Source organism: Bradyrhizobium sp. AZCC 1721 (assembly GCF_036924715.1).
Classification (GTDB): Bacteria; Pseudomonadota; Alphaproteobacteria; order Rhizobiales; family Xanthobacteraceae; genus Bradyrhizobium.
This window is the reverse complement of record NZ_JAZHSB010000001.1, coordinates 4,451,103-4,473,668: the sequence shown is the minus strand read 5'-3', so window position 1 is coordinate 4,473,668 and position 22,566 is coordinate 4,451,103. Positions and strand designations below refer to the sequence as shown.

General features: G+C 61.7%; 24 protein-coding genes. 17 read left to right on the top strand and 7 right to left on the bottom strand.

The window, feature by feature from the left end; all coding sequences use genetic code 11:
* Positions 1 to 135 precede the first annotated feature (135 nt).
* The 4 genes from V1273_RS21605 to V1273_RS21590 all read left to right on the top strand — a co-directional run bounded on the left by V1273_RS21605 (position 136) and on the right by V1273_RS21590 (position 3,785).
* Positions 136 to 909 (top strand): ATP12 family chaperone protein, encoded by a 774-nt coding sequence (locus V1273_RS21605; RefSeq protein ID WP_334410803.1) that lies wholly within the window; start codon positions 136 to 138, stop codon positions 907 to 909.
* Between the two features lie 77 nt (positions 910 to 986).
* Positions 987 to 2,573 carry a flagellar hook-length control protein FliK gene (fliK, locus tag V1273_RS21600; protein ID WP_334410802.1) on the top strand — a complete coding sequence of 529 codons (1,587 nt, stop codon included), beginning with the start codon at positions 987 to 989 and terminating at the stop codon, positions 2,571 to 2,573.
* Positions 2,570 to 2,836, top strand: coding sequence for an EscU/YscU/HrcU family type III secretion system export apparatus switch protein (locus tag V1273_RS21595; RefSeq protein WP_028349018.1), 267 nt, complete (start codon positions 2,570 to 2,572; stop codon positions 2,834 to 2,836). Before fliK ends, V1273_RS21595 begins: the two co-directional genes overlap by 4 nt.
* Positions 2,837 to 2,966: 130 nt before the next feature.
* Entirely contained in the window at positions 2,967 to 3,785 is an 819-nt protein-coding gene (locus V1273_RS21590; protein WP_334363328.1) for a penicillin-binding transpeptidase domain-containing protein, read from the top strand.
* Between the two features lie 7 nt (positions 3,786 to 3,792).
* Here V1273_RS21590 and V1273_RS21585 read toward each other — a convergent pair whose 3' ends face one another.
* Complete coding sequence (locus V1273_RS21585; RefSeq protein WP_334410801.1) at positions 3,793 to 4,278, bottom strand: hypothetical protein; 486 nt, start codon at positions 4,276 to 4,278, stop codon at positions 3,793 to 3,795.
* 204 nt (positions 4,279 to 4,482) lie between these two features.
* On the opposite strand from V1273_RS21585, the gene V1273_RS21580 reads away from it, so the two are divergent.
* Positions 4,483 to 5,853, top strand: a complete 1,371-nt coding sequence (locus V1273_RS21580; RefSeq protein WP_334410799.1) for a serine hydrolase — start codon at positions 4,483 to 4,485, stop codon at positions 5,851 to 5,853.
* A 22-nt stretch (positions 5,854 to 5,875) separates the two neighbouring features.
* Here the strand turns inward: V1273_RS21580 and V1273_RS21575 are convergent, their stop codons facing one another.
* The gene (locus V1273_RS21575) at positions 5,876 to 6,283 is read right to left on the bottom strand and encodes a DUF4260 domain-containing protein (protein ID WP_334410798.1); all 408 of its coding nucleotides are present in this window, start codon (positions 6,281 to 6,283) and stop codon (positions 5,876 to 5,878) included.
* 133 nt (positions 6,284 to 6,416) lie between these two features.
* On the opposite strand from V1273_RS21575, the gene V1273_RS21570 reads away from it, so the two are divergent.
* Positions 6,417 to 7,949: an acyl-CoA carboxylase subunit beta gene (locus V1273_RS21570; RefSeq protein ID WP_334381865.1), complete on the top strand. Its 1,533-nt coding sequence runs from the start codon at positions 6,417 to 6,419 to the stop codon at positions 7,947 to 7,949.
* A gap of 99 nt (positions 7,950 to 8,048) precedes the next feature.
* Here the strand turns inward: V1273_RS21570 and V1273_RS21565 are convergent, their stop codons facing one another.
* The 4 genes from V1273_RS21565 to V1273_RS21550 form a co-directional block, all read right to left on the bottom strand.
* Positions 8,049 to 8,636 (bottom strand): hypothetical protein, encoded by a 588-nt coding sequence (locus V1273_RS21565; RefSeq protein WP_334363324.1) that lies wholly within the window; start codon positions 8,634 to 8,636, stop codon positions 8,049 to 8,051.
* Between the two features lie 220 nt (positions 8,637 to 8,856).
* Entirely contained in the window at positions 8,857 to 9,318 is a 462-nt protein-coding gene (locus tag V1273_RS21560) for a VOC family protein (protein ID WP_334363322.1), read from the bottom strand.
* A gap of 164 nt (positions 9,319 to 9,482) precedes the next feature.
* Positions 9,483 to 9,833, bottom strand: coding sequence for a cupin domain-containing protein (locus tag V1273_RS21555; protein WP_334363321.1), 351 nt, complete (start codon positions 9,831 to 9,833; stop codon positions 9,483 to 9,485).
* Positions 9,834 to 9,945: 112 nt separating this feature from the next.
* Complete coding sequence (locus V1273_RS21550) at positions 9,946 to 10,155, bottom strand: hypothetical protein (protein ID WP_334363320.1); 210 nt, start codon at positions 10,153 to 10,155, stop codon at positions 9,946 to 9,948.
* Between the two features lie 241 nt (positions 10,156 to 10,396).
* Between V1273_RS21550 and V1273_RS21545 the strand changes: the two genes are divergently transcribed.
* From V1273_RS21545 to V1273_RS21525, 5 genes are all read left to right on the top strand, one after another.
* Positions 10,397 to 10,903 carry a hypothetical protein gene (locus tag V1273_RS21545; protein ID WP_334410797.1) on the top strand — a complete coding sequence of 169 codons (507 nt, stop codon included), beginning with the start codon at positions 10,397 to 10,399 and terminating at the stop codon, positions 10,901 to 10,903.
* Positions 10,904 to 10,951: 48 nt separating this feature from the next.
* Positions 10,952 to 12,199, top strand: a complete 1,248-nt coding sequence (gene ftsZ, locus V1273_RS21540) for a cell division protein FtsZ (protein WP_334363317.1) — start codon at positions 10,952 to 10,954, stop codon at positions 12,197 to 12,199.
* 223 nt (positions 12,200 to 12,422) lie between these two features.
* Positions 12,423 to 13,241 (top strand): hypothetical protein, encoded by an 819-nt coding sequence (locus tag V1273_RS21535; RefSeq protein WP_334381868.1) that lies wholly within the window; start codon positions 12,423 to 12,425, stop codon positions 13,239 to 13,241.
* A 164-nt stretch (positions 13,242 to 13,405) separates the two neighbouring features.
* Entirely contained in the window at positions 13,406 to 14,146 is a 741-nt protein-coding gene (locus tag V1273_RS21530; protein ID WP_334410796.1) for a protein-L-isoaspartate(D-aspartate) O-methyltransferase, read from the top strand.
* 94 nt (positions 14,147 to 14,240) lie between these two features.
* A complete protein-coding gene (locus V1273_RS21525) occupies positions 14,241 to 15,788 on the top strand; it encodes an FAD-binding oxidoreductase (RefSeq protein ID WP_334412251.1) in 1,548 nt (515 codons plus the stop codon).
* Positions 15,789 to 16,000: 212 nt separating this feature from the next.
* On the opposite strand, the gene V1273_RS34090 is transcribed toward V1273_RS21525, so the two are convergent.
* Positions 16,001 to 16,339 (bottom strand): winged helix-turn-helix transcriptional regulator, encoded by a 339-nt coding sequence (locus tag V1273_RS34090; RefSeq protein WP_442894101.1) that lies wholly within the window; start codon positions 16,337 to 16,339, stop codon positions 16,001 to 16,003.
* Between the two features lie 330 nt (positions 16,340 to 16,669).
* On the opposite strand from V1273_RS34090, the gene V1273_RS21520 reads away from it, so the two are divergent.
* From V1273_RS21520 to V1273_RS21495, 6 genes are all read left to right on the top strand, one after another.
* Positions 16,670 to 17,128, top strand: coding sequence for a DUF3237 family protein (locus V1273_RS21520; RefSeq protein WP_334410795.1), 459 nt, complete (start codon positions 16,670 to 16,672; stop codon positions 17,126 to 17,128).
* 28 nt (positions 17,129 to 17,156) lie between these two features.
* Positions 17,157 to 17,285: a hypothetical protein gene (locus V1273_RS21515; RefSeq protein WP_334410794.1), complete on the top strand. Its 129-nt coding sequence runs from the start codon at positions 17,157 to 17,159 to the stop codon at positions 17,283 to 17,285.
* Positions 17,286 to 18,640: 1,355 nt separating this feature from the next.
* Positions 18,641 to 19,360, top strand: coding sequence for a response regulator (locus V1273_RS21510; protein WP_334363313.1), 720 nt, complete (start codon positions 18,641 to 18,643; stop codon positions 19,358 to 19,360).
* A complete protein-coding gene (locus V1273_RS21505; protein WP_334410793.1) occupies positions 19,360 to 20,880 on the top strand; it encodes a sensor histidine kinase in 1,521 nt (506 codons plus the stop codon). Before V1273_RS21510 ends, V1273_RS21505 begins: the two co-directional genes overlap by 1 nt.
* A gap of 142 nt (positions 20,881 to 21,022) precedes the next feature.
* Positions 21,023 to 21,742, top strand: coding sequence for a DUF899 family protein (locus tag V1273_RS21500; protein WP_334381872.1), 720 nt, complete (start codon positions 21,023 to 21,025; stop codon positions 21,740 to 21,742).
* Positions 21,743 to 21,780: 38 nt separating this feature from the next.
* Positions 21,781 to 22,368, top strand: coding sequence for a GNAT family N-acetyltransferase (locus V1273_RS21495; RefSeq protein WP_334410792.1), 588 nt, complete (start codon positions 21,781 to 21,783; stop codon positions 22,366 to 22,368).
* The last annotated feature ends 198 nt before the right edge of the window (positions 22,369 to 22,566 follow it).

Genomic DNA, 22,566 nt, shown 5'->3' with positions numbered 1-22,566 from the left:
CCGGCGAGCGGAACCCGACTTCAGCCGGCAGAACCAGCATCGCAGCTTGCTGGCCTAACTTCCTCATCGCCTTTATTTGCATCCACCGGCATCGTATTGTCAGGCTTGGATAATCACCCGACCTTTGGACACCGCATGCGTGAACTATTCGATGAAGTTGCCGGACAGTCTCCGCTCGATCCGACGGAAGCAGTGCGCCGCGCCACGCGCGCGCCCCAGCGCAAGCGCATCTACAAGGAGGTTGGCGTCGCGCCGGCCGATGGCGGGTTTGCCGTGACGCTGGATGGCAAGCCGATCCGCACGCCTTCCGGCCGCCAGGTCATAGCGCCGGCTAGCAGCATTGCCGAGCACATCGCCGCCGAATGGAATGCGCAGGGCGAGACTATCGATCCCCTAACCATGCCGCTGACGCGCTTCGCCAATTCTGTCGCCGAGGTCGCCGATCGCGTCGATGCCGTGGCCGACGATGTCGCAAAATACCTCGGCTCCGACTTGCTGTTCTATCGTGCCGGCCAACCCGAGGCGCTGGTCGCCCGGGAAGCGGCGCATTGGGACCCGGTGCTGTCATGGGCCGCGAACGAGCTCGGGGCTCATTTCATCCTGTCCGAGGGGATCGTGCATGTGACCCAGCCGGAGCAGGCGATCAAGGCCGCCCGTAGTGTGTTTCCGGCCGACCCCTGGGCCGTGGCGGCGCTGCATGTGGTGACGACGTTGACAGGCTCCGCGCTACTGGCGTTGGCGTTGCTGCGCGGGCCCCTCGATTCCGACCAGGTTTGGGCGGCCGCCCATGTCGATGAGGACTGGAACGCCGAGAAATGGGGCGTCGACGAGGAGGTGGCGGCTCGCCGGGCCGCCCGGCTGGTCGATTTCCGGGCCGCGGTGACCATTCTGGACGCCCTGAAGGCCTGAGCGCCTGCTGCCGGTTAAGGAGAGGTTTACGGCGCCGGGGTAGGCTTCGGGCTTGGCCCTGGCCGAGACCTCGAGACATGGCGAATTCGATCAATCCCGTTCTGCCGGTGCTATCAGCCCAAGAGGTTGGCGGCATTGCGCCTGAACTCGTGCTGCAGCCGGGTAGCGTGGTCAACGCCCAGGTCCTGAAAGTGCTATCGGCCGATCTCGTGCGGATTGCGATCGCCAGCCTCTCGATCGACGTGGCCACGGAAATTCCGCTGCAGCAAGGCCAGAACCTGCAGCTGGCGGTGTCGCAGACCAAGGACGGCATCCGCCTGGCCGTGGTCGGGCAGGGCAGTGATGCCGCCGGGGCATCCGCCGACGCCGTCACTTTGTCGCCCGATGCGCTGGCCGATGCGGCCGTCAATCGGCCGGCCATCGTGTCGGCGAAGAACGTGCTGACGCCGCTGGAGCGCGCTGCCGTCTCCGCCGCCGCCCAAGCCGCGGCGACTGAACAGGACAGCCTGGCGCCGCTGTTTGCCAATCTGAGCGCGGCGATTTCGTCCAGCAATCTGCCGCCGAAATTGCAAGCGGCGATCGCGCAGGTGCTGGCGCAACAGACCAGTCTCGATCAGAACCTCGACGGCGCCGACATCAAGACGGCGTTCCAGAAGTCCGGAATATTCCTCGAAGCGTCGCTGGCGTCGGGCTCAGTCCCCCCAAGTGGCGTACCCGATCTCAAGGCCGCGCTGATCGTGCTGCGTCAGACACTGCAGTCGGCGCTCGGCCTCAATTCGACGACCGCCTCGCCGGCGACACCGGTCGGGGCGCAACAAGCTGCGCCGCCACAGGCCGCCGCGAGCCTTGCGCCGTCCTTGTCGCCCAACCTCGATGTGCCGGAAATCCTGCTGCCGCAGGCGCGATTGCTTGCAGCCGAAAATCTCGCGCTGCCGGTCCATGCCGCCCGAAGCCCGCTGGCCGCCCCGCCTGATGCCGGCGCTACGCTGAAGCTGCTGCAGGAAGCGCTGCAGGAACTCGGCGTTCCAATCAGGAGTGCCACAGCCACGCCGAAAGACGTCCGGGGCGGTGACGTCACCTTCCATACCAACACGCCGCCGCCACCCATCCGGGGCGGACTGCCGGCCGCACAGCCGATCGCCTCTCCCACCATCGCGCCGCAGGCGCCGCTCGAGGCGACCGCGCATCATCTGCTCGATGATACCGATGCCGCTATCGCGCGACAGACGCTGCTGCAGGTCGCCTCCTTGCCTGATCGCATCGATGCGGGGCCAAAAGCCGACATCACGGCGCCACGCTGGAATTTCGAAATTCCCTTCGTAACGCCGCAGGGCACCGCGATGGCGCAGTTCGAGATTTCCCGCGATGGCGGCAGCGAGGCCGTCGAGGCGGTCAAGCGGGTGTGGCGTGCGCGATTTTCCCTCGATGTCGAGCCGGCCGGTCCGGTTCACGCGCTGATATCGCTGACCGGCGACAAGACTTCAGTGCGGATCTGGGCGGAGCGGCCCGCAACCGCAGAGCAACTGCGCGCCGGGACATCGCAATTGAGCGAGGCGCTCAGCCGGGCCGAATTGCAGCCCGGCGATATCGTGATCCGCGACGGCGCGCCGCCGCAGGCCGCGCCCGCCGCCCGTGCCGGTCATTTTCTGGATCGCGCGCTATGAGCGTCGAGACCAGGAGCAAGCTTGCAGTCGCGCTGCACTATGACAAGACCGGCGCGCCGCGGGTCGTGGCGAAGGGCAAGGGCGTCATCGGTGCGAAGATCATCGAGCTGGCCCGGGAACACGATATCCCGATCGAAGAGAACGAGGTGCTGGCGGGCGCTCTGTCCCATGTCGAGATCGGCGACGAGATTCCGCCGGAGCTCTACAAGGCAGTTGCCGAAGTGCTGATCTTCGTGCTGCGGCTGTCGGGGCGAATACGGTGACTGCGTTTTTTTCGCGCGAGCGGATGTCGGCTTGCGCCGGGAACACAGGGCAACTAAAGGCCCGCCTGTCATAGTTTTTCCACGATGCCATCCGCATCGTCGGCATTCCTCAACCAGCTCGGATATCCTCGTGATCAATCGTCGTCATGCGCTCGGCCTCCTTGCCGCGACCACTGTTTTGCCCGCGCGCACCCTTGCCAATGTCTCCTACCAGCGCAGCGAGTTTCGCGACGATCTTTCCAAGCGGTTTTTCGATCTCGGCACGACCGGCACCTTTGTTGGCTACAAGGTAGACGACTACCTCATCATCGCCAGCGACAAGGTGCGCTCGGGCGAGGGCAGGCTACCGGCCTCGACCTTCAAGATTCCAAACTCGGTCATCGCGCTCGAGACTGGCGTTGTCGAGGACCCCGACAAGGACGTCTTCAAGTGGGATGGCGTGACGCGCAGCATCGAGCCCTGGAATAAGGATCATACGCTGCGTTCGGCGATCGCGGCTTCCGTGGTGCCGGTGTATCAGGAGGTCGCGCGCCGCATCGGGCAGGAGCGCATGCAGAAATATGTCGACCTGTTCGACTATGGCAACCGCGACATCGGCGGCGGCATCGACCAGTTCTGGCTGACCGGCAATCTGCGCATCGACCCGGTGCAGCAGATCGATTTCGTCGACCGGCTGCGGCGCGGCGTGCTGCCGGTCTCCAAGCGCAGCCAGGAATTGACGCGCGATATCCTCCCCGTGACGAAGGTCGGCGACGCCACCATCCGCGCCAAGAGCGGCCTGCTGGGCGCGGAAGCGGGCAAGCCATCCTTGGGCTGGATGGTCGGCTGGGCCGAGAAGGGCAGCCAGCAGACGGTGTTCGCCATGAACATGGACTGCAAGGAGCAAAGCCACATCGCCGCGCGCATGACGGTCGTGCAGCAATGCCTTGCCGATATCGTCGCGATTTAACCCGCAGCTAACGCCGGTTCAGCGCCAGCGAGACCGCCGTGACGTTGGTGCCCTGCGGCTGGATCGACACTGTCTGCTTGCCGCCACGGGTCGTCAGCGACAGATGGGCCGAAAAGTTGTCGCCTCGTGCGGCAGCCTCGACACGATCGCCGGCGGCGCGCCCGGTAAGCGTCCCGGAAGCGTTGCGGCTCGCTTCGCTCCATGAGCCCGAAATCGCGCCGCCACGGTATTCGACTTCGCTTGCGAGATCGAAATTGTAACTCTGGCTCGCGCACCTCAGGTTGAGTTGAAGCTGATCGCCGCTTCCTAGGACATCGTACGACGCGCGGCAGCGCAATTGCTCGCTTTGTCCGTCACTGGTGCTGAGCACGCCGCCGCCCGACCACGTACCCGCCATGGCGGCGAAGGGCGAGGCGGGTGCGGCCAGCGCACTGCCGGTCAGGCATAACGATGCGGCCACTAACGCCGTTCGCGCAAAATTGTATCCAGACATCTTGATGGCCTCCTTCGGTTTGGCAATCAACGCCCCCAAAGGGTTCACGGTTCCTCCACCGGCACAGCGTGCGGCGAGGTTCCGTGCCCGAGATTGCAGCGATGCCTCTCCGATATCCGGACAATGCATTGGCGGCCGCGCCCGATCGACTGGTGCGCGGGAGCAAGTTGTACTAGCGTGCCATGGCTACCAGGGGGATCGTGCATGCCGCATCGTCGCTCGGTGCTGTTAGGAGGCTTGGCGTTTTCGCTTTGGCCGGATTGGGGTTGGGCCCAGATGACACCGGGGCAGGATGTTGCCGCCATCCTCAAGGAGAGGGTGGATGTCGGGCGTGAGACGATGGGCCTCGTTGCCGCTTTCCTCGACGGGGACCGGCACAGCATCACGGCGTATGGTCAATCCGGCTCCCCCGACAATCGGCCGCTCGATGGCGACACGGTGTTCGAGATCGGCTCGATCACCAAAGTGTTCACGGCGCTGGTGTTTGCCGACATGGTGCTGCGCGGCGAGCTTGCACCTGATGACCCTGCGGCGAAATATCTGCCTGCCAGCGTCAGGATGCCCGATTTCGAGGGGGCGCCGATCACGCTGATGGACCTTGCGACCTATACGTCGGGCCTGCCGCGGATGCCGTCGAATTTCGCGCCGAAGGATTGGAGCAATCCCTATATCGACTACACCTTCGAGCGGCTCTACGACTTTCTCTCGAACCACAAGCTCGCACACAAGCCCGGCAGCCACTACGAATACGCCAATCTCGGTTTCGGCCTGCTCGGCCACATCCTCGAACGGCGCGCCGGCAAGAGCTACGAGGAGTTGGTGATCTCACGGATTTGCGCGCCGCTCGGCATGGAAGATACGCGCATCACGCTGTCGAGCTCGATGCGGCAACGTCTGGCGCGTGGCCACAGCGCCGCGCTGACACCCGTCGCGAACTGGGATTTTTCAGTGCTCGCCGGTGCGGGCGCGTTCCGTTCGACGGCGAACGATCTGATGAAGTTCGTGCGGATGTGCATGAATCCCGATGGGCCGGTTGCCGCTGCGCTGAAGATGACGCTTTCCAAGCGTCGTCCAATGATGGAGGAGAGTGACGTGGCGCTGGGTTGGTTCGTTTCGTCGCGCTTCGACGATGAATTGATTTTGAAGAGTGGCGGCACCGGCGGCTATGCAGCCTTCATCGGTTATTCGACCAAGACCCGGCGCAACTGCATCGTGCTCTCCAATGCGGCTGATTATAACCCGAATATCGCGCTCGGCACGCATCTCATCAATACGGCATATCCGCTTGCAAAAATTCGCCGTGAGGTGCCGGTCGATCCGGCCGTGCTTGCAACCTATGCCGGACGTTACGAGGTGTCACCGAACTTCATCCTGACGGTGCGTACGGAAGGCGCGCGGCTGTTCATCCAGGCGACGGCGCAGCCCGAGTTCGAGGTTTACGCCGAGAGCGAGACGGAATTTTTCTATCGCGTGGTCGATGCCCAGATCGCCTTCGCGCGGCCCGAAGGCGGCGCGGCGCCGTCGTTGACACTGCATCAGAACGGCAAGGACCTGCCGGGCAGGCGGCTGCCTTAGCGTGATCCAAATGCAGCCAAGGTCAATTCGGAGACTTCCCGATCCGCCCCAGATGGGTGAAGCTAAAACCGGTAGTGTATTTCAGCCCGTAGCCGAGCGCGCGGTCGAAGCCGATATGGGCCAGCCAGATCATGGCAATCGAGAGCGTGAGCGGTGCGGCGGTGGCAAATCCGGTGGTCATGATCGCCATCGGCGCGAGGTAGCTGTGCCCGGCGTTGTAGATGAAGGCCCCGGTTCGCGGTCCTCCCAGATAGGCGGCAAAGCTGAGGTCCGGCACGAAGAACAGCAGGGCGTAAACCCACCACGATCCGTCCCAGATATAGTAAAGCAGCGTCATACCGATAAAGAGCGCTAATCCCTCCAGCCGCAGCACCGTTCGCACACCCCCTGTAACGGCGCCCGAGGTGTCGGCGCTTGCGGTATCGGTCATTCCGGTCCCCATAGTCAGGATGCGCATATAGGGGCCGTGGGCCGGCGGTACCAGAGGCCGGGGTGTTTCCGCTTCCGAAAAGGCCGTGCTAGAAGGCCTTCAAATCGTTACTCAAAAGGCGGGCCGAAGCAGCATGAAGGATATCCTGGACACCCTCGAAGAACGGCGCGCCGGCGCCAAGCTCGGCGGCGGCGAAAAGCGCATCGAGGCGCAGCACGCTCGCGGAAAATTGACCGCCCGCGAGCGCATCGAGCTTTTGCTCGACAAGGGCTCGTTCGAGGAATTCGACATGTTCGTCGAGCACCGCTCGACCGAATTCGGCATGGAAAAGACGAAAGTGCCGGGCGACGGCGTCGTCACCGGCTGGGGCACCGTCAACGGCCGCAAGACCTTTGTGTTCGCCAAGGATTTTACCGTGTTCGGCGGCTCGCTGTCGGAAACCCACGCGCTGAAGATCACCAAGCTCCAGGACATGGCGATGAAGGCGAGGGCGCCGATCATCGGCCTCTATGACGCCGGCGGCGCGCGCATCCAGGAAGGCGTGGCGGCGCTCGCGGGCTACTCCTACGTGTTCCGCCGCAACGTGATCGCGTCAGGGGTGATCCCGCAGATCTCCGTGATCATGGGCCCCTGCGCCGGCGGCGACGTCTATTCGCCGGCGATGACCGACTTCATCTTCATGGTGAAGAACACCAGCTATATGTTCGTCACCGGCCCTGACGTGGTGAAGACCGTCACCAACGAGGTGGTGACGGCGGAAGAACTCGGCGGCGCCTCGGTGCACGCGACGCGCTCCTCGATCGCCGACGGCGCGTTCGAGAACGACGTCGAGACGCTGTTGCAGATGCGCCGGCTGATCGACTTCCTGCCGTCCAACAACACCGACGGCGTGCCGGAGTGGCCGAGCTTTGACGACATCGGCCGCATGGACATGTCGCTGGATACGCTGATCCCCGACAATCCGAACAAGCCCTACGACATGAAGGAGTTGATCCTCAAGGTCGTGGACGAGGGCGATTTTTTCGAAATCTCGGAAGCGTTCGCCAAAAACATCGTCACCGGCTTCGGCCGCATCGCCGGCCGCACCGTCGGCTTCGTCGCCAACCAGCCGATGGTGCTGGCGGGCGTGCTCGACTCTGACGCCTCGCGGAAAGCGGCGCGCTTCGTCCGCTTCTGCGACGCCTTCAATATCCCGATCGTGACGTTCGTCGACGTACCCGGCTTCCTGCCGGGCACCGCTCAAGAGTATGGCGGCCTGATCAAGCACGGCGCAAAACTGCTGTTTGCGTACTCGCAATGCACGGTGCCGCTCGTCACCGTCATCACCCGCAAAGCCTATGGCGGCGCGTTCGACGTGATGGCGTCCAAGGAAATCGGCGCCGACATGAACTACGCCTGGCCGACCGCGCAGATCGCCGTGATGGGCGCCAAGGGCGCCGTCGAAATCATCTTCCGCGCCGACATGAACGATCCCGAGGCGATCGCCAAGCGCACCAAGGAATACGAGGACCGCTTCCTGTCCCCCTTCATCGCCGCCGAACGCGGCTACATCGACGACGTCATCATGCCGCATTCGACCAGGAAGCGGATCGCAAGGGCGCTGGCGATGCTGAAGGACAAGAAGGTCGAGATGCCGGCAAAGAAGCACGACAATTTGCCGTTGTGAGAGGTCAGCGGTCACGAGAAGTCCAGCACCGCCAGCGCGTCCCATCGTGATTGATTGTTGTTGGCCTGGCATCCGGGCTGATTGAATCAGTTCGAAAACTCAGGACAGCGCCCCGTTGTCGAGAAATGGCTTCCAGGAGAGCGCTTCCCTTCTGGCTTCGCTAAAATCGCCATCCTCCAAAAGCCTGCCGACGCATCTGAGGTATTCGCAAAGGAATGACGCATCCGGCAACTGGTACACGTGCTCGTTCGGGACCCACAGCTCGAATTTCCTGGCTGAGCTTAGTACAGACTGCAGTGCAGGCTTGAGATCGGGCACACTGTCCGGCCATCTCGAGGACGCGGTCCGCGTCTTGATACTCTCTGAAAGACTGCGAAACTTCCAGCCGAGGCTTCGCAGCTCGGAGGCTTTCTTCCCGTCCGACCTCCGGTTCAGCCATTCGAGTGAGACGCCAACGATAATCCCGGTCAGGAAGACCAGCGCAAGTTTGAACCAAGGCTGTTGGCCCAGTGCCAGGAAGTTACTGAAAACGGGCGTGGCCGTCGCGTCACGAAAGGCCGCCGTGGCCATACCCTCAGGGTCGGAGAAGATGTTTTCCTCCAACCATTTTTTGAGGGCAGGCGCGATCAGCGGGACGAGCAGAAGACCCCAAATCCCGAACAGAAGGTTTTTGAGCCACCTGGACATAGGGCTCTATTGTCTAGCATGCCGGCGCAGCGATCCAGCCGAATTAGAGGCGCTGCCGCCTGCCGCAGTGCTTCTTGCCTCTCCTCCTAGACTCAACTGCCCGGCCAATAGTGCTGCCCGCGGGGCCGGAGCCGCTTTCGCCTAACGCGCCGCGACTGCGGGCCAGCACATTCGCGAGTTACGCGAGCGCTAATCCGCCAACGAAGCTCACGAGCTTCGCCTACGCCGCCTTGTGCTGCTGCTTCATGAACTCCGTCGCGCGCTTCTTGAGTTCAGTCGGCGATACGTCCTCGATGTGGGTGCCGATGTGCCAGCTATTGCCGGCCGCGTCCTTCACGCTGCCGCTGCGGTCGCCATAAAATTGATCCGCCGGCTCCATCAACGATGTCGCGCCGGCCTTAAGCGCCTTCTGATAAACTGCATCGACGTTGGGTACGTACAGATACAGCATGGTGGATGTTGCTTGTGCACGCTCCGAGGAGTCGGAAATCATCACGATGGAATCTCCGATCTTGAACTCCGCATGCATGATCTTGCCGTCGGGCCGCATCATCGGCTCGAATACCGGTTCGGCTCCGAAGGCATCTTTCATGAAGCGAATGACCTTCTCCGCCCCATCGACGACGAGATAAGGCGTGACGGTGTGAAATCCCTTGGGAACCGGCTTCACCTGTGTTGCCATGGCTGTCTCCTCTGGTTTGATGGATTTGATCCATACAGAACGGCCCAGCCCGCTTATTGTTTTACCGGGATGTTCGATCCGGTCTTTGAGCAAAGTGTGGCGGCTGCGGTCCGCGCACTGGTGGTCGCGTCAATGTGTATCCGCTGCCAAGTTCCGCTACGAACCTAACCCGGCAGGCGCGGAACAAAATCGTATTCGCCGACCCCCTGCAGAACCAGGAAGGTGAGCGACTTCGTACTCCCGTTGGTCACCAGATGCGGTCGCGTGGGCCTGACGACATAGACTTCGCCGGGGCTCAAGTTCACTTCCTCTTTCGGATCCTGCAGGAACAGCCTCATCTGGCCTTCCAGAACGTAAAAAGTATCGGAGACATTGGTGTGGGTGTGCCACGGCACTTTCTGGGTTGCAGAGAGCTGCAACTCCATGATGCGGAAGCCGGGGCGCGCGGCGTGCTCGGCGCGACGCTCGACTTCGTAAAGGTGACTGGCGTCCTTGATGGGCTGCGGCTGGTTCATGACGGCCTCCTTCGGATCATCCGCCCCCATCGCATGGTGATGCCGCGCAAATGATAGCCTTGCTCTGCCGTTCGCGAAACCGTCAGGGGAGGTCCTACGGAACTGCCGTTGTTCACTCCTTGTCGTCCCTTATGCGCTGCTCACCCTCACGCAGCCGTTGCGCGATCGCCGTTCGTCTTGGGATCAGCGAGGCCTCGTCGGCGAGCCGTTGCGCAAGGTCGGAGTGATATTGTTGCACAACGTCGAGGACCGCCTCCTTGGCGAGTCTTCGGTGGTAGTCGGCCAGGAATCGGTGCAGGTCAGCAAGCTGTTCGTCATCCATCGCTATCGCGCCTCAGCCGCGATGGCCGGAATATACCGCAACCCGTTGATCTCGCACAGCTTGCATCACCCCAATCCCGGTGGGATTCACCACCCGGCCGAGCAAGGTGGCGGCCGCGGCACGCTCAAGTCGGCACCTGGCCGTCCTTTAACCGTTTGTTAACCATAGGGCCTCTAACTTAAGGGGACTATCCGGTCATCATCAGACGATTCCAGTGCGGTTCGTTCGAGGAGAACAGCCGATGTCCGTTGAGATTCTGACCTATGCAGCCCTGGGCGCCCGCCTGAACATCTCGGCAGCGGCCGCCCGTTCGCTTGCCAGGCGGCTCCGATTGCCGCGCTCGCTTTCCGAGGATGGGAAGGCCCTGGTGAGCGTTGATCTCGCTGAAATCAGGCATACGCCACATCCACCGGGTGGTCACCGGGCGGGCGAGGCCGCTCAGTTGAGGGCACTCGTCGCAACGCTGCAGGCCGAGGTCGCGCAGTTGGAGGCCAGGGCAGCCGATCATCGCGCAGATTTCGAGTACGAACGCCAGCGCGCCGATCACCTGATCGCTGAGCTGCTGCAGGCGACTGCCGAGACCAAAGCCGCCAGGGAGGCGACGGCGCGGCTTGAGGGGCAGGTGGCAGCGCTTCGGACCGCTCTCCGAACTAGCAGTCCGAACGAGAATCACGGACATTCTGCGCGCCGGCTGGGGCATCTGGCTGCGAGCTTGGTGGAAGCAGACCGCAAGGCTGGTCGTGGGTAACAAATCTCTTCCTATTCCGCGGTTTGGCGGAGCAACCGTGGGGCAAAAATGGGTGGCACCGATATTCGCGAGCTGAGGGCGCGCATTATCGTGTTCGGGGTGGGCGGTGCCGGCGGCAATGCCGTCAACAACATGATCGACGCCGGGCTTGAAGGCGTCGAATTCATCGTCGCCAATACCGACGCCCAGGCGCTTACCAGTTCGAAGGCCAGGCGCGTCATCCAGATGGGTACGCAGGTAACCGGAGGCCTTGGCGCCGGTGCCCAGCCCGATATCGGACGCGCGGCGGCGGAAGAGGCCATCGACGAGATCCGCGATCATCTGACCGGCGCGCACATGGTGTTCATCACCGCCGGCATGGGCGGCGGTACCGGCACCGGAGCCGCGCCGGTCATCGCCAGGACCGCGCGTGAGCTCGGCATTCTCACCATCGGCGTCGTCACCAAGCCGTTCCAGTTCGAGGGCCAGCGCCGCATGCGCTATGCCGAAGCTGGCATCGCGGAACTCTTGAAGGCGGTGGATACCCTTCTGATCATCCCGAACCAGAACCTGTTCCGGGTGGCCAACGAGAAGACCTCCTTTGCCGATGCCTTCGCGATGGCCGACCAGGTGCTTTATTCGGGCGTGGCCTGCATCAGCGACCTCATCGTCAAGGAAGGCCTGATCAATCTCGATTTCGCCGACGTCCTCTCGGTCATGCGCGAGAAGGGCAAGGCGATGATGGGCAGGGGCGAGGCTTCCGGCGACAAGCGCGTGCTCAACGCTGCGGTAGCTGCGATTTCCAACCCGCTGATCGAGAATCCCTCGATCAAGCGCGCCAGCGGCCTGATCGTTTCCATCACCGGCGGCAGGGATCTGACGTTGTTCGAGGTGGACGAAGCCGCCACGCGCATTCGCGACGAGGCCGATCCGGACGCCAACATCATCGTCGGCGCGACCTTCGATGCCACCCTGGAAGGCATCGTCCGCGTTTCGGTCGTGGCCACCGGCATCGACAATCTCGACGCGACCGGCCAGACGAAAGCCGCGGAAGGCCTGCTCACGGACCTCGCCGGTAGGCTGAGCAACGACCGGCGTCGCATCGCCGAGCGTGGCGTATCGTCGCCGCAATTCGCCAGCCCGCCGTCGCTAATCCCGCCGCCGCGCCACCTCGAAGCACGGCCGCCGATCGCCGAACAGGCGCGGCACGCGGCATCGCAGCGCCTCGATCCCTACGGTCGCGCCTCTCCCGCACGCACTCCGATCGAGGAAAAGGTTCTGGATATCCCGGCTTTCCTGGGCAGCAAGGCCAACTGAGCCGTCATAAGAGAGCCATATCGCCTCAAGGTGGTAGACCGCCGCGATGCGACTTCAACAGGTCCATCGTCCAGGCACCCGGGCGGTGCCTGAAGGTCTAATGCCCAAAATCGGTCCTATACTTTCCATCCTCCAGCCTTGCTTTGGTCAAAACGGCGGTGGGAAGTGTCTAAAATCCGACGACCGTCCATTCAGGTGATCGCAAACCGGGCAGGAGGCGCTCATGGATACCGCGGTAAATAACAGGCAAACCGATCCACGCGATGTTAATCCGGGACTGTCCACGCAAGACATCGAACTGGTGGCGCGCGCCGATGAACGGCTCGCGCATGCTTATGAAAAGATTGCCCGCGCGGATGAACAGCTCGCGCTTGTCAATGAACAGATTGCCAGGCTGGAGAAAAAGCCCGTTAACAGGCTTCCTCAGTCGTCGCGGGGCAGGCCGGCGCTGCGCGGCCTGGTCGGCCTGCTGTTGACCGCGGGCATCTGTATCGCTGCTTTCGCTTCGCAATCTTATGGCGAGGCGGCGAGGCTGATGATCGCCCCGTGGGTACCGCAACTGGCTCCGGCTTCGTCGTTGCCATCGGAAACACCGAGGCTCGCCGCCCAGCAGAGCGAGCCTACCGTTCAGGTAGCTGCGGCGGATGCTTCAGTTTCGCAATTGCCACCTCCGGCTCAGACCGCACCGCAAGACGCAGCGGCCGCCCCGGTCTCTCCCGAGGTGACACAGTTGCTTCAAACGATGGCGCGTGATCTCGCCAACGTGCAGCAGGAGATCGAGCAGCTCAAGGCTGGCCAGGAAGAATTGGTCCGCGAAAATGCCAGCACCGCCCAGCAGCTCAAGGCAAACCAGGAGCAAATGGCGCAGGTGATCGCGAACGCCTCCGCGCAACAGCCGCGGCCCAAAGCACCAGCGACGACATCAGCCAATCCGCCACCGCCAATTGCCGGCTCTTCGCGTAAGCCCGTCTCGACGCCTCCGCCGACACAAACCAGAGTGCAAGCGCGAGCGCCGGTGCAGTTGCAGTCCGGACAACAGTAGTTTTCGCCGCGCTGGCCGAAGGCTTGTCCTCCCGCCGCCAGATGGGGACAAACGACAGTTGGAACTCGGGCAGAGTAAGTTCACTCTGCCCAGGGACAAGACAACTTGTTCCACGGGGCTTCGATCCTAGATAGCGGACGGAGCCTTCGATTTTGGATGGCCGCATGATCATGAAGATCTTGCTGCTGCTCGTTCTGTCCATGGTTGTCGTCGCACAGGAGGCGGCGGCACAGGAAGTGCAATGCGACCGCGAACGCGCGGCCATGGTTGAATCTATCAGAGCCTACGCTCGTCGTTCCCACGCCAGTGTTTTGGGACAACAGGGCCTCTCCGAGAGAGTTCTCGAGGCCATGGGGCGAACGAAACGCCATCTGTTCATCCCTGAGCGGTCCTGCGCCATCGCGTACGCGGACAGGCCGGCTTCGATCGGCCACGGCCAGACCATATCGCAGCCGTTCATCGTGGCCTTGATGACAGAGTTGGCCGGGGTCGCGTCCAATCATGTCGTGCTCGAAGTCGGTACGGGGTCGGGCTATCAGGCCGCCATCCTTGCGCATCTGGCGCGCAAGGTCTGCACCATCGAGATCGTCCAGTCATTGGCCGAGGTCGCCGCGAAAACACTCAAAGAGCTCGCCTATGACAATGTGAGCGTCAGGCATGGCGACGGCTATGCTGGCTGGCCCGAATGCGGTCCATTTGATGGCATCGTCGTCACCGCGGCACTTGGCGAAGTGCCGCCGCCGCTGATCGAGCAGCTTAAAGTGGGTGGCCGGATCGTGATGCCGGTGGGATCGGCCTATGCCAGTCAGCAACTCACGGTCGTCGAGAAAGTGGCCCCCGACAAGACGACGACGCGTGCCGTCGCCCCGGTGCGCTTTGTGCCCTTTACGCGTTCAAAAGATTAAGAGCCGGTACGGCGGCTCAGATGGAAAAAGCAGGGAGGCGGCCGTGAGCGGTGCAAGGCTAAAACATTACGGTTGGGGCCGCGAAGACGAAGGCATGACTGCTGAGGAGCAGGCCTTTGTGCTCGGCCGTTATCGCGAAAAATTTGCACGCGATGCGTTTGAGACAAAAGTTGTCCCGCGCCTCGAGGACCTGGCATTGCGCGCGCCGCGCGTGGTGCCACCGGCCTCACTTGCCGCTTTTTGCACGAGCGACCGATACGACCGCGTCGCGCACGCCTACGGCAAATCCTATCCGGACTACGTGCGAGCCATGCTCGGCGATTACGATTGCGCGCCCGACGTGGTCGCCTATCCAAGAAACGAAGCAGAGATTGCCGCTGTCATGGACTGGGCCGGTGGTGTCAGTGCCTCGCTTACGCCGTTCGGAGGCGGGTCGAGCGTCTGCGGCGGTGTCGAGCCGCGCGTTGACGGTATCAGCTACAAGGCGGCCGTCACGCTGGACTTGCGCAATCTCGGCAAGGTCGTCGAGGTGGATCAGATATCGCGCGCCGCATTGATCGAGGGTGGTGCCTTTGGTCCATCTCTGGAGAACCAGCTCAAGCCGTATGGCGTCACGTTGCGTCATTTTCCGCAGAGTTTCGAGTATTCAACCCTTGGCGGCTGGATCGCGACGCGGTCGGGCGGTCATTTCGCCAGTCTCTACACGCATATTGACGACTTTGTCGAAAGCCTGCGCGTCGTGACGCCGCGCGGCATAATGGAAACACGTCGCTTGCCGGGATCGGGTGCTGGGCCGAGCCCCGACCGCATGTTCATAGGTTCCGAAGGAACGCTCGGGGTGATTTCGCGCGCCTGGATGCGATTGCAGCCACGCCCGAAATTCCGTTCTGGCGCATCGGTTCGTTTCGACTCGTTCTTCGGTGCGGCGCGCGCGCTGCGCGCGATCGCACAGGCCGGTCTCTATCCGTCGAACTGCCGCATCCTTGACGCGCAAGAGGCATTCAACACCGGGGCTGCCGACGGCAGCGTCGCGATTATGGTGCTCGGTTTCGAATCGGGCGACCATTCGCCGGATGCCTGGATGGCACGCGCGCTCGAATGCTGCGCCGACCATGGCGGGATACCGGAGGCGGCAAAGGCCGGCGATGCACATCTCGAAGGCGCGGCAGGAATCTGGCGCAACGCATTCATTCGTATGCCCTATGCGCGCGAGTTCCTGACCCCGGCCGGCATCATCAACGACACCTTCGAGACCGCTATCACCTGGGATCGGTTCGAAAGCTTCCACGACAAAGTGAAGGCGGCAACGGAGCGCGCGATTTTCGATGCGACTGGCGTAAAGGGCGAGGTCACATGCCGCTTCACCCATGTCTATCCTGACGGGCCCGCGCCATATTTTTCTTTCCATGCACTCGGCCGCCATGGTGCGCTTCTGGAACAGTGGCAGGCGATCAAGAATGCGGCCAGCGATGCGCTGATCGAGGCGGGCGGGACGATCACGCATCATCACGCCGTTGGCCGTGATCATCGTCCCTGGTACGATCGTCAGCGCCCGGAGCTTTTCGCGGCCGCGCTTCGGGCCGCAAAAAGAGAGCTCGATCCGCAAGGCATGCTCAACCCTGGAGTGCTCATCGACCCGTAAGGCTGATCGACGCGCCAACGGGAGTTGGTGGCAAGGCTGTGTCGAACAATTGCCATTTGCTGCGCGAGTCCATTGTTGGCACTGATCGCACCTCGTGTTTTCGGCGAACGTCCGCTTTGCGCCAATAGCGCCGATTTGGTGAGGTCGCGTTATGACCCCCTTGCGGACATCCGGCGTTTAATGTGGGCATCGGTCGAGACGGGCGCGCGCGGCTACTTTGAAAGATCGATTGTCGCGCTTAAGCCCGTGCGATTGCGATCAATCCAACGGCAGACACTGTTTAGCGGAACCATGAAGCTTCTGCCTAACTTGGTCAGCGAGTACTTGACTCTTGGGGATCTTGATCGCGTGACCTCTCTGGAGATAAGCCCGGTCGTTTCAAGGTTGCGAAGCGTATGGGTCAGCATCCGCTGTGAGATGGCTCCCAAGCGGCGCCGCAGCTCCCCATGGTGGTAGGGCCGCTCCTCCAACAAGAAAAGGATCCTGACCGTCCATTTGCCGATGAAAAGCGTAGGGGTGACACGCAGATGCACGTCAAATCTGTCTTTCATTTTGCCTCAGCTCCCCGGCTGTCCTTTTTTGAATGCCCTCGCGTCGTGATCCGGAAGACGGCAACGTCAGCCGGCTTGCCAGCCCGGTGTGTGAGACCGGCGCAACCACTGAAATTCATCGGTGCTTGGCGGATTTCTTAATCCATTCGATTGCCGACGCAATTCAATCAGCAAGCGCCCCGGTCATTTTCAACGGCGGTCGGCAAAAGCACAATGAGGAACACCGGTGTACCTCATTGACAAAAGTCGCAGAGCAAAAAGAATAAATCGATGCTCAGTTTTGGCCCTCTCGAAGTTCTCACAAGGAAGCCTTACAGCAGGAGAAGCAAGATGACTGGAAATACTGCGATGAGGGGCGAGAAGATTTACGACATGGAACTCGATCTCACGGGAGTCACCGACTACGGCGTGAGCTTGAACGCCATCCTTTCCGGTCAGGAAGCGATTCCGCTACACGGAGCCCAATTCGACCTTGCGGTCGCTGGGCGGTACGAGGGACGCCTCGCGGGCCGGGCGCACGGCGTCGACTATGTGCGGGTCCGCGCTGATGGTCGCATGGAGCTCGACCTGCACTTGATCATCGAGACCGAGGACGGCCAGCGGATCGCGTTGTCTGGCGACGGCCAAGCGGCGCCGCGACCCGGCGAGCCGGTGCTCGACATCTTCGCAAACGTCCGCCTCTCCACCGCGTCCAAAGAATATGGCTGGGTCAATGAGCGGCAGATCTGGGGTGTGGGGACCGCGAGCCTGGCGACCGGGAAGGTCCTCGCCGAAGGCTTCATGCAGTGAAAGCGACATCGCGCAGGAGGTGACTCCGATGAAAACACCGCCGATCGTTTCGCCCGAGGCCTGCAAAGCCGCGCGCCTCGAGATGCTGGTGAAAGAGGAGGCCGTATCGGGTGATCGCCCAAGAAATGCTGCGAAGTTCTTGACCCTTTGCACGTAGTCATATTGGGTCTTCGGCGCGAACTTGCGGATCGTCATGTCTTCGATCATGCGCCGGCGCAACGGGCTCATTGCCTCGTCGGTCATGGGAATGCTCCTGTCTTGAGTGAAGGTTGCGAACCCCTCATCTCAAGACAGGACGCCCTGTTGCGCTATCCTGTTGGCTGCCCTGCCTGCTGCAGCGCCCTACCGCGCGAGCGGTTTAGTCCTCTGGCCTTTCTCCGACACCCGATACACGCCGAACGTCCGCTTTGCGCTGATTGTGTTGAAGAAGTCCGCAAACTGGCAATTTGGGATCGGACAATGCGACGGGCGCAGGGTGCTTGATTGCGTCTAAGCGGGCTGGAGCGCAGGGATCGGGATCGGCTTTGCGAGCTTCCGGAGGGGCTGGACCGTTGCGTCTGCCCAGCAGCGGCGCCGTACCGGCGAAGCGATGATGCGGCGCATCGCGACTTCAAACCGGCCCGGGCGAGACGTCATCTTGTTTGCGTGCGGCGGCAGTCAGGCTGATCGGACCAGAGGATGAGCTTTCGTGATTGATACGAAGACATGGCCTACAAGAAGTAAAGTCGGACACTCTGCACACGAACTTGGGTTTCTGCTCGGACGTCAAATCGTCCTCCGTCACGAGGCGCGAAACAGCCATACGATCTCCACAGTACATCAAATCAGGTGGGGTGGTGGAGGCCGAGGTATTCCGCAACACGAAAACGAGCAGCCAACCTATCCGCACTGCGGCTCTACGAAGAAACAGTCCCTTCGGTGTAGTGTGGTCTTCATCGCCCTCGGCCGATGAGCCTTTCGAGATTTCCGGAATGGCCCCGCGGAAAACGGCGTGCATCGCATCGTACATGTAACGCTCCTGCTTCGTTGAGCGTGCGCACGATGGGGTCCGGATGTCGCAGAACTTTGCCGACGACGGCCGGAAATTGTCGCGATCTGTCTCAGGAATGCTGCATTGGATAGTTCGCGACAGTTGCGGCCATCGGTGATGGCCGCTCCTGTCATCCGCTCTTGAATGACCTTGCTCTCAATGCGGTTTCTTAAGTTGTATCAAGTCTGAACAGGCATACGGGTTTGCGACAAATTGCGACAAAGATGGCTCACCAGGACAACGTTCTGCGACAGCTTGTGCCTAGATTGCTTCAGCCAGATCGGGGAATCATGCACCTGAGGCCGGTTCCCGCTCGGATCGGCCGGCATCGGGATCCTGCGATCCCGATGCCGCGGCGCTGTCAGTGAAGCCAGCCACAAGCATTTGATTTCGATCGATCATACGCGGCCGATACATTCTGTTACAGTTTTTCGATGGGGTGGGTGCAGGACTTCAGTATGATCCGGGACGGAGCAAACTAGATGGACTCGGCACCTCACATCGCCGTCGTGGATGATCATCGCGATATTCGCGATCTGGTCGGCAAATACTTGATGCAGCATGGCTACCGCATCAGTCTTGCGGAGAACGCCGTTGCATTCCGCCGTTTGCTCGAACGAAATGCTCCGGACCTGGTGGTTCTTGACATCATGATGCCAGGCGAGGACGGATTGTCTCTCTGCCGCCATCTGCGCAGCACCACGGACCTTCCCGTTATCCTGTTGACTGCGATGGCTGAGGAGACCGATCGAATCGTCGGCCTGGAAGTAGGTGCCGATGACTATGTGAGCAAGCCATTCAATCCCCGCGAACTTCTCGCCCGCATCAAAGCAGTGCTTCGGCGAGTCCAAAGCCTGCCGCCGCAGAAGGGCCGGCTTGCGACCAAGGTTGTACGTTTTGATCGATGGACCTTTGACGTCAACCGGCGCGAGTTGACGGGAGACGACGGCGTTGCTGTGCCGCTCAGCACGGCGGAGTTCCGCCTGTTGTGTGCATTTCTCGACCATCCCGGCCTGGTACTCAGCCGCAATCAGCTCCTCGACCTGACGGTCGGCCGAGATGCCGATCCGTTCGACCGGAGCATCGACAATCAGGTCAGTCGCTTGCGGAAGAAAATCGAGGCCGACCCGAAAGTACCAGCCTTGATCAAGACTCACTGGGGCGGTGGATACAGCCTCGTCGCAGAGGTCGAGCAACCATGATGAGCTTGTGGACGCGCAGCCTTGCGGCCCGCTTCATCTGTTTCACGCTGCTGTCGCTCATGCTGTCGCAAGCCATCGTGTTCTTCATTTCTTGGGATGAGCACGGGCAGGCGATTCGGAAGGCCGCCAAGGGCGAGATATTCAGCCGGAGCGCCTCGCTCGCCCGGGTTTTGGAGGCGACGCCTCCGTCGCTGCAGACCGATATCCTTAATGCCAGCAACACCAGTTCAGCGAGATATTGGATATCGACCAACGGACTGAAGGATGCCTCCGCGTGGCGAGAGGAGGCATGGGAGCGCCTGGCGCAGCCATTGCCGCGCATGTCCTTTGCCGGCCACAGCGTGCCCGCCGAGGTGAGACCGGATTTCGCCCGAAACACTGCCAGCAGCAGTGGCGCCTCCTCGCAATGGGTCGACCTAAGGCCGGAAGCTTGGCCGCTGTCCCGACCAGCGAAATTTCTTTATCTCGATGATGCCACCGGCATGGGATTGGCCGTTCAGTTGGCTAACGGAGCATGGCTGAACACTGCATTTGCCAAGCCCGCGCAAGATGGCTTCTGGACCTCCAAATCCACCTTGGCGCTCGGCCTCTCCGCGTTGTCGTTGTCGATCATTGCCGTATTCGCCGCACGCGGCATCGCGCAACCATTGCGCCGGCTCGCCGTAGCGGCCGAGGCTTTCGGTCGTGGCCAGGAGATCGTGCCGCTGCCGGAAACCGGCCCCGACGATATCCGGCGCACCGCCGAGGCATTCAATCGCATGCAAGCGCGCCTGCATCGTTTCGTCGACGACCGCACCAGAATGCTGGCCGCCATCGGTCATGATCTGCGTACACCTTTGACCTCGCTCCGCTTGCGAGCAGAATTCGTGCCCGACGGAGACGTTCGCGAGAAAATGCTCTCCACCATTTCCGAGATCCAGACGATGACGGAGGCGACTCTCGCATTCGCTCGCGAAGACGCAACCGCAGAAAGCACGCGGACCGTGGACCTCTCGGCTCTCGTGGAAAGTCTCTGCGATGATCTCGCTGAACTCGGCTATGACATCTCTTTTTCTGAAGGACAGAAGATCAGCTATAGCTGCCGGCCAGACGCGCTGCGCCGCGCGTGCCGCAACCTCGTCGAAAATGCCATCCGGTATGGCGAGCGGGCGCGCGTCAGCGTGGAAAGGCAAGCCGAGAGTGTCGAAATCACCGTCTCGGACGACGGCCCAGGTATTCCAGACAGTGCCAAAGAGCAGGTTTTTACCCCGTTTTTCCGGATGGAGAATTCGCGGAACCGCGAAACAGGAGGCGTAGGTCTCGGCCTTTCCATTGCCCGGACCATTGTCCGCCACCACGGCGGCGATATCGTCTTGACCAACAAGCAGAAGGGGCTGCAGGCGGTTATTAGCCTGCCAGCGCTGGAAGGCGGGCCGCCACCTCCCATCAGCCGCCCGGTCGCAGTAGCGAAGGACGTTGCCAGCACTCTCGAAAAGGCAGGGCCTTCGTCGGTGGCCACGCCAACGGCGGCCATTCATTGATCAGGGGTGACGCAAGATAACTGACTTCGAAGGTCAGATTTGTGCAGCGCGTTGGGTGTGTTGCGGCAAGCGGGTGCAATAGGGAACTCGCTACTCACGGATGAGTTTATGGGTTCACAGACCTTCAATCCGGAGGGAAGCCATGGAGCATCTCCGCTACCCGAACGAAACCGCCGAGTATCGTGCTGCCAGAAACGCGCTTCTGGACGAAGAGATCGCGCTTCGTGCCCACATTGAAGCTGTTGCAGCGAAGCGCCGCGCCTTGCCGCTCGGCGGCAAAGTACCGGAAGACTATGTATTCGAGCGGATCGGCAAGAATGCCGCGCCGGAGAAGGTCAAGATGTCCGAGCTGTTCGGTCCGCATGACACGCTCATTCTGTACAGCTTCATGTATGGGCCCGAGCGGGAGCTGCCGTGTCCAGGCTGCACGCACCTGCTCGATGGGATCGACGGCGCGGCAAGGCACATCGGCCAGCGAGCTGCACTTTACATCGTTGCGAAATCCCCAATCGCACGTCTTGCCGCGTGGGCTCACGAGCGCGGCTGGGACCATCTTCCGCTGGTGTCTACGGCGGGCAATAGCTACGACGCGGATTATTTTGGTGACACGTCGAAGTTTCCCAAGGGCGTGCGGGCACAGCATCGCGTTCCGGACGGCGAGAACTGGGACGAAACGATCTTCAACGTGTTCAAGAAAAGCGGCGGAGCAATCCGTCACTTCTGGGGATCGGAGATGAGCTTCGCACCAACCGAGCCTAATCAACATCATCGCGCCGGGGATCTGGTCGACCCCTTGTGGGGTCTGCTCGATATGACCCCCGAGGGGCGTGGAGACTTTTTCCCCAAGGTAAAGTACGATTGACCCTTGGATGGACGGTGAGTGACCGAGGGAGCGACACGATGTCGGCGGTGCCGGAAGTCATATCCGCAGACGCGAACAATCGGGCAAGCGCGATCAGCACCATTGTGCTCGGCTTTGCGGCTGACCCGATGGCGCGTTTTGCTTGGCCCGATCCGTCCGTATACCTCAGAATAATGCCGCGGATGGTCAATGCTTTCGGCGGCGGTGCGTTCGAGCATGGCACAGCCTACATCACCGAAGGGGCTCGCGCTGCCGCTCTATGGCTACCACCAGGCGTCGAGCCGGACGAAGCAGAAATGAACGCAATCATGGAGGAGTCCCTGCGCCCGGAGATATCAGGGGATATCGGGGCCATCATGAAAGGAATGGCCGAACATCATCCGCATGAGCCGCATTGGTATCTGCCTCTTATCGCCGCCGATCCGAGATGGATCGGGCAGGGGCTTGGCTCGTTGCTGATGAAACACGCGCTTCGACGATGCGACGAGGAGGGCATCGCGGCCTACCTCGAAAGCTCGAACCCGCGTAACATTTCGCTCTATGAACGCCACGGCTTCAAGATCACCGGCAGAATCCAAAGCGGCTCTTCGCCAGTGGTGACGCCGATGCTGCGGCCCGCATCCTGAACGCTCAAGTTGCCTCAACCGAGCATCACCGCACCACATTTTCCAGCTCTCGGAAAATTGCAGTTGCAGATGCTATCATCGAGCTGACACGCCCGCGAGTTGTGGCGAAAGATCCGGATTTTGTTAACTGCGCTAATCTGTCCCGGCTTTCTGTTATGGCAGAAGCCGGGCGATGGGATACCCTCCTTGAAAAATCAA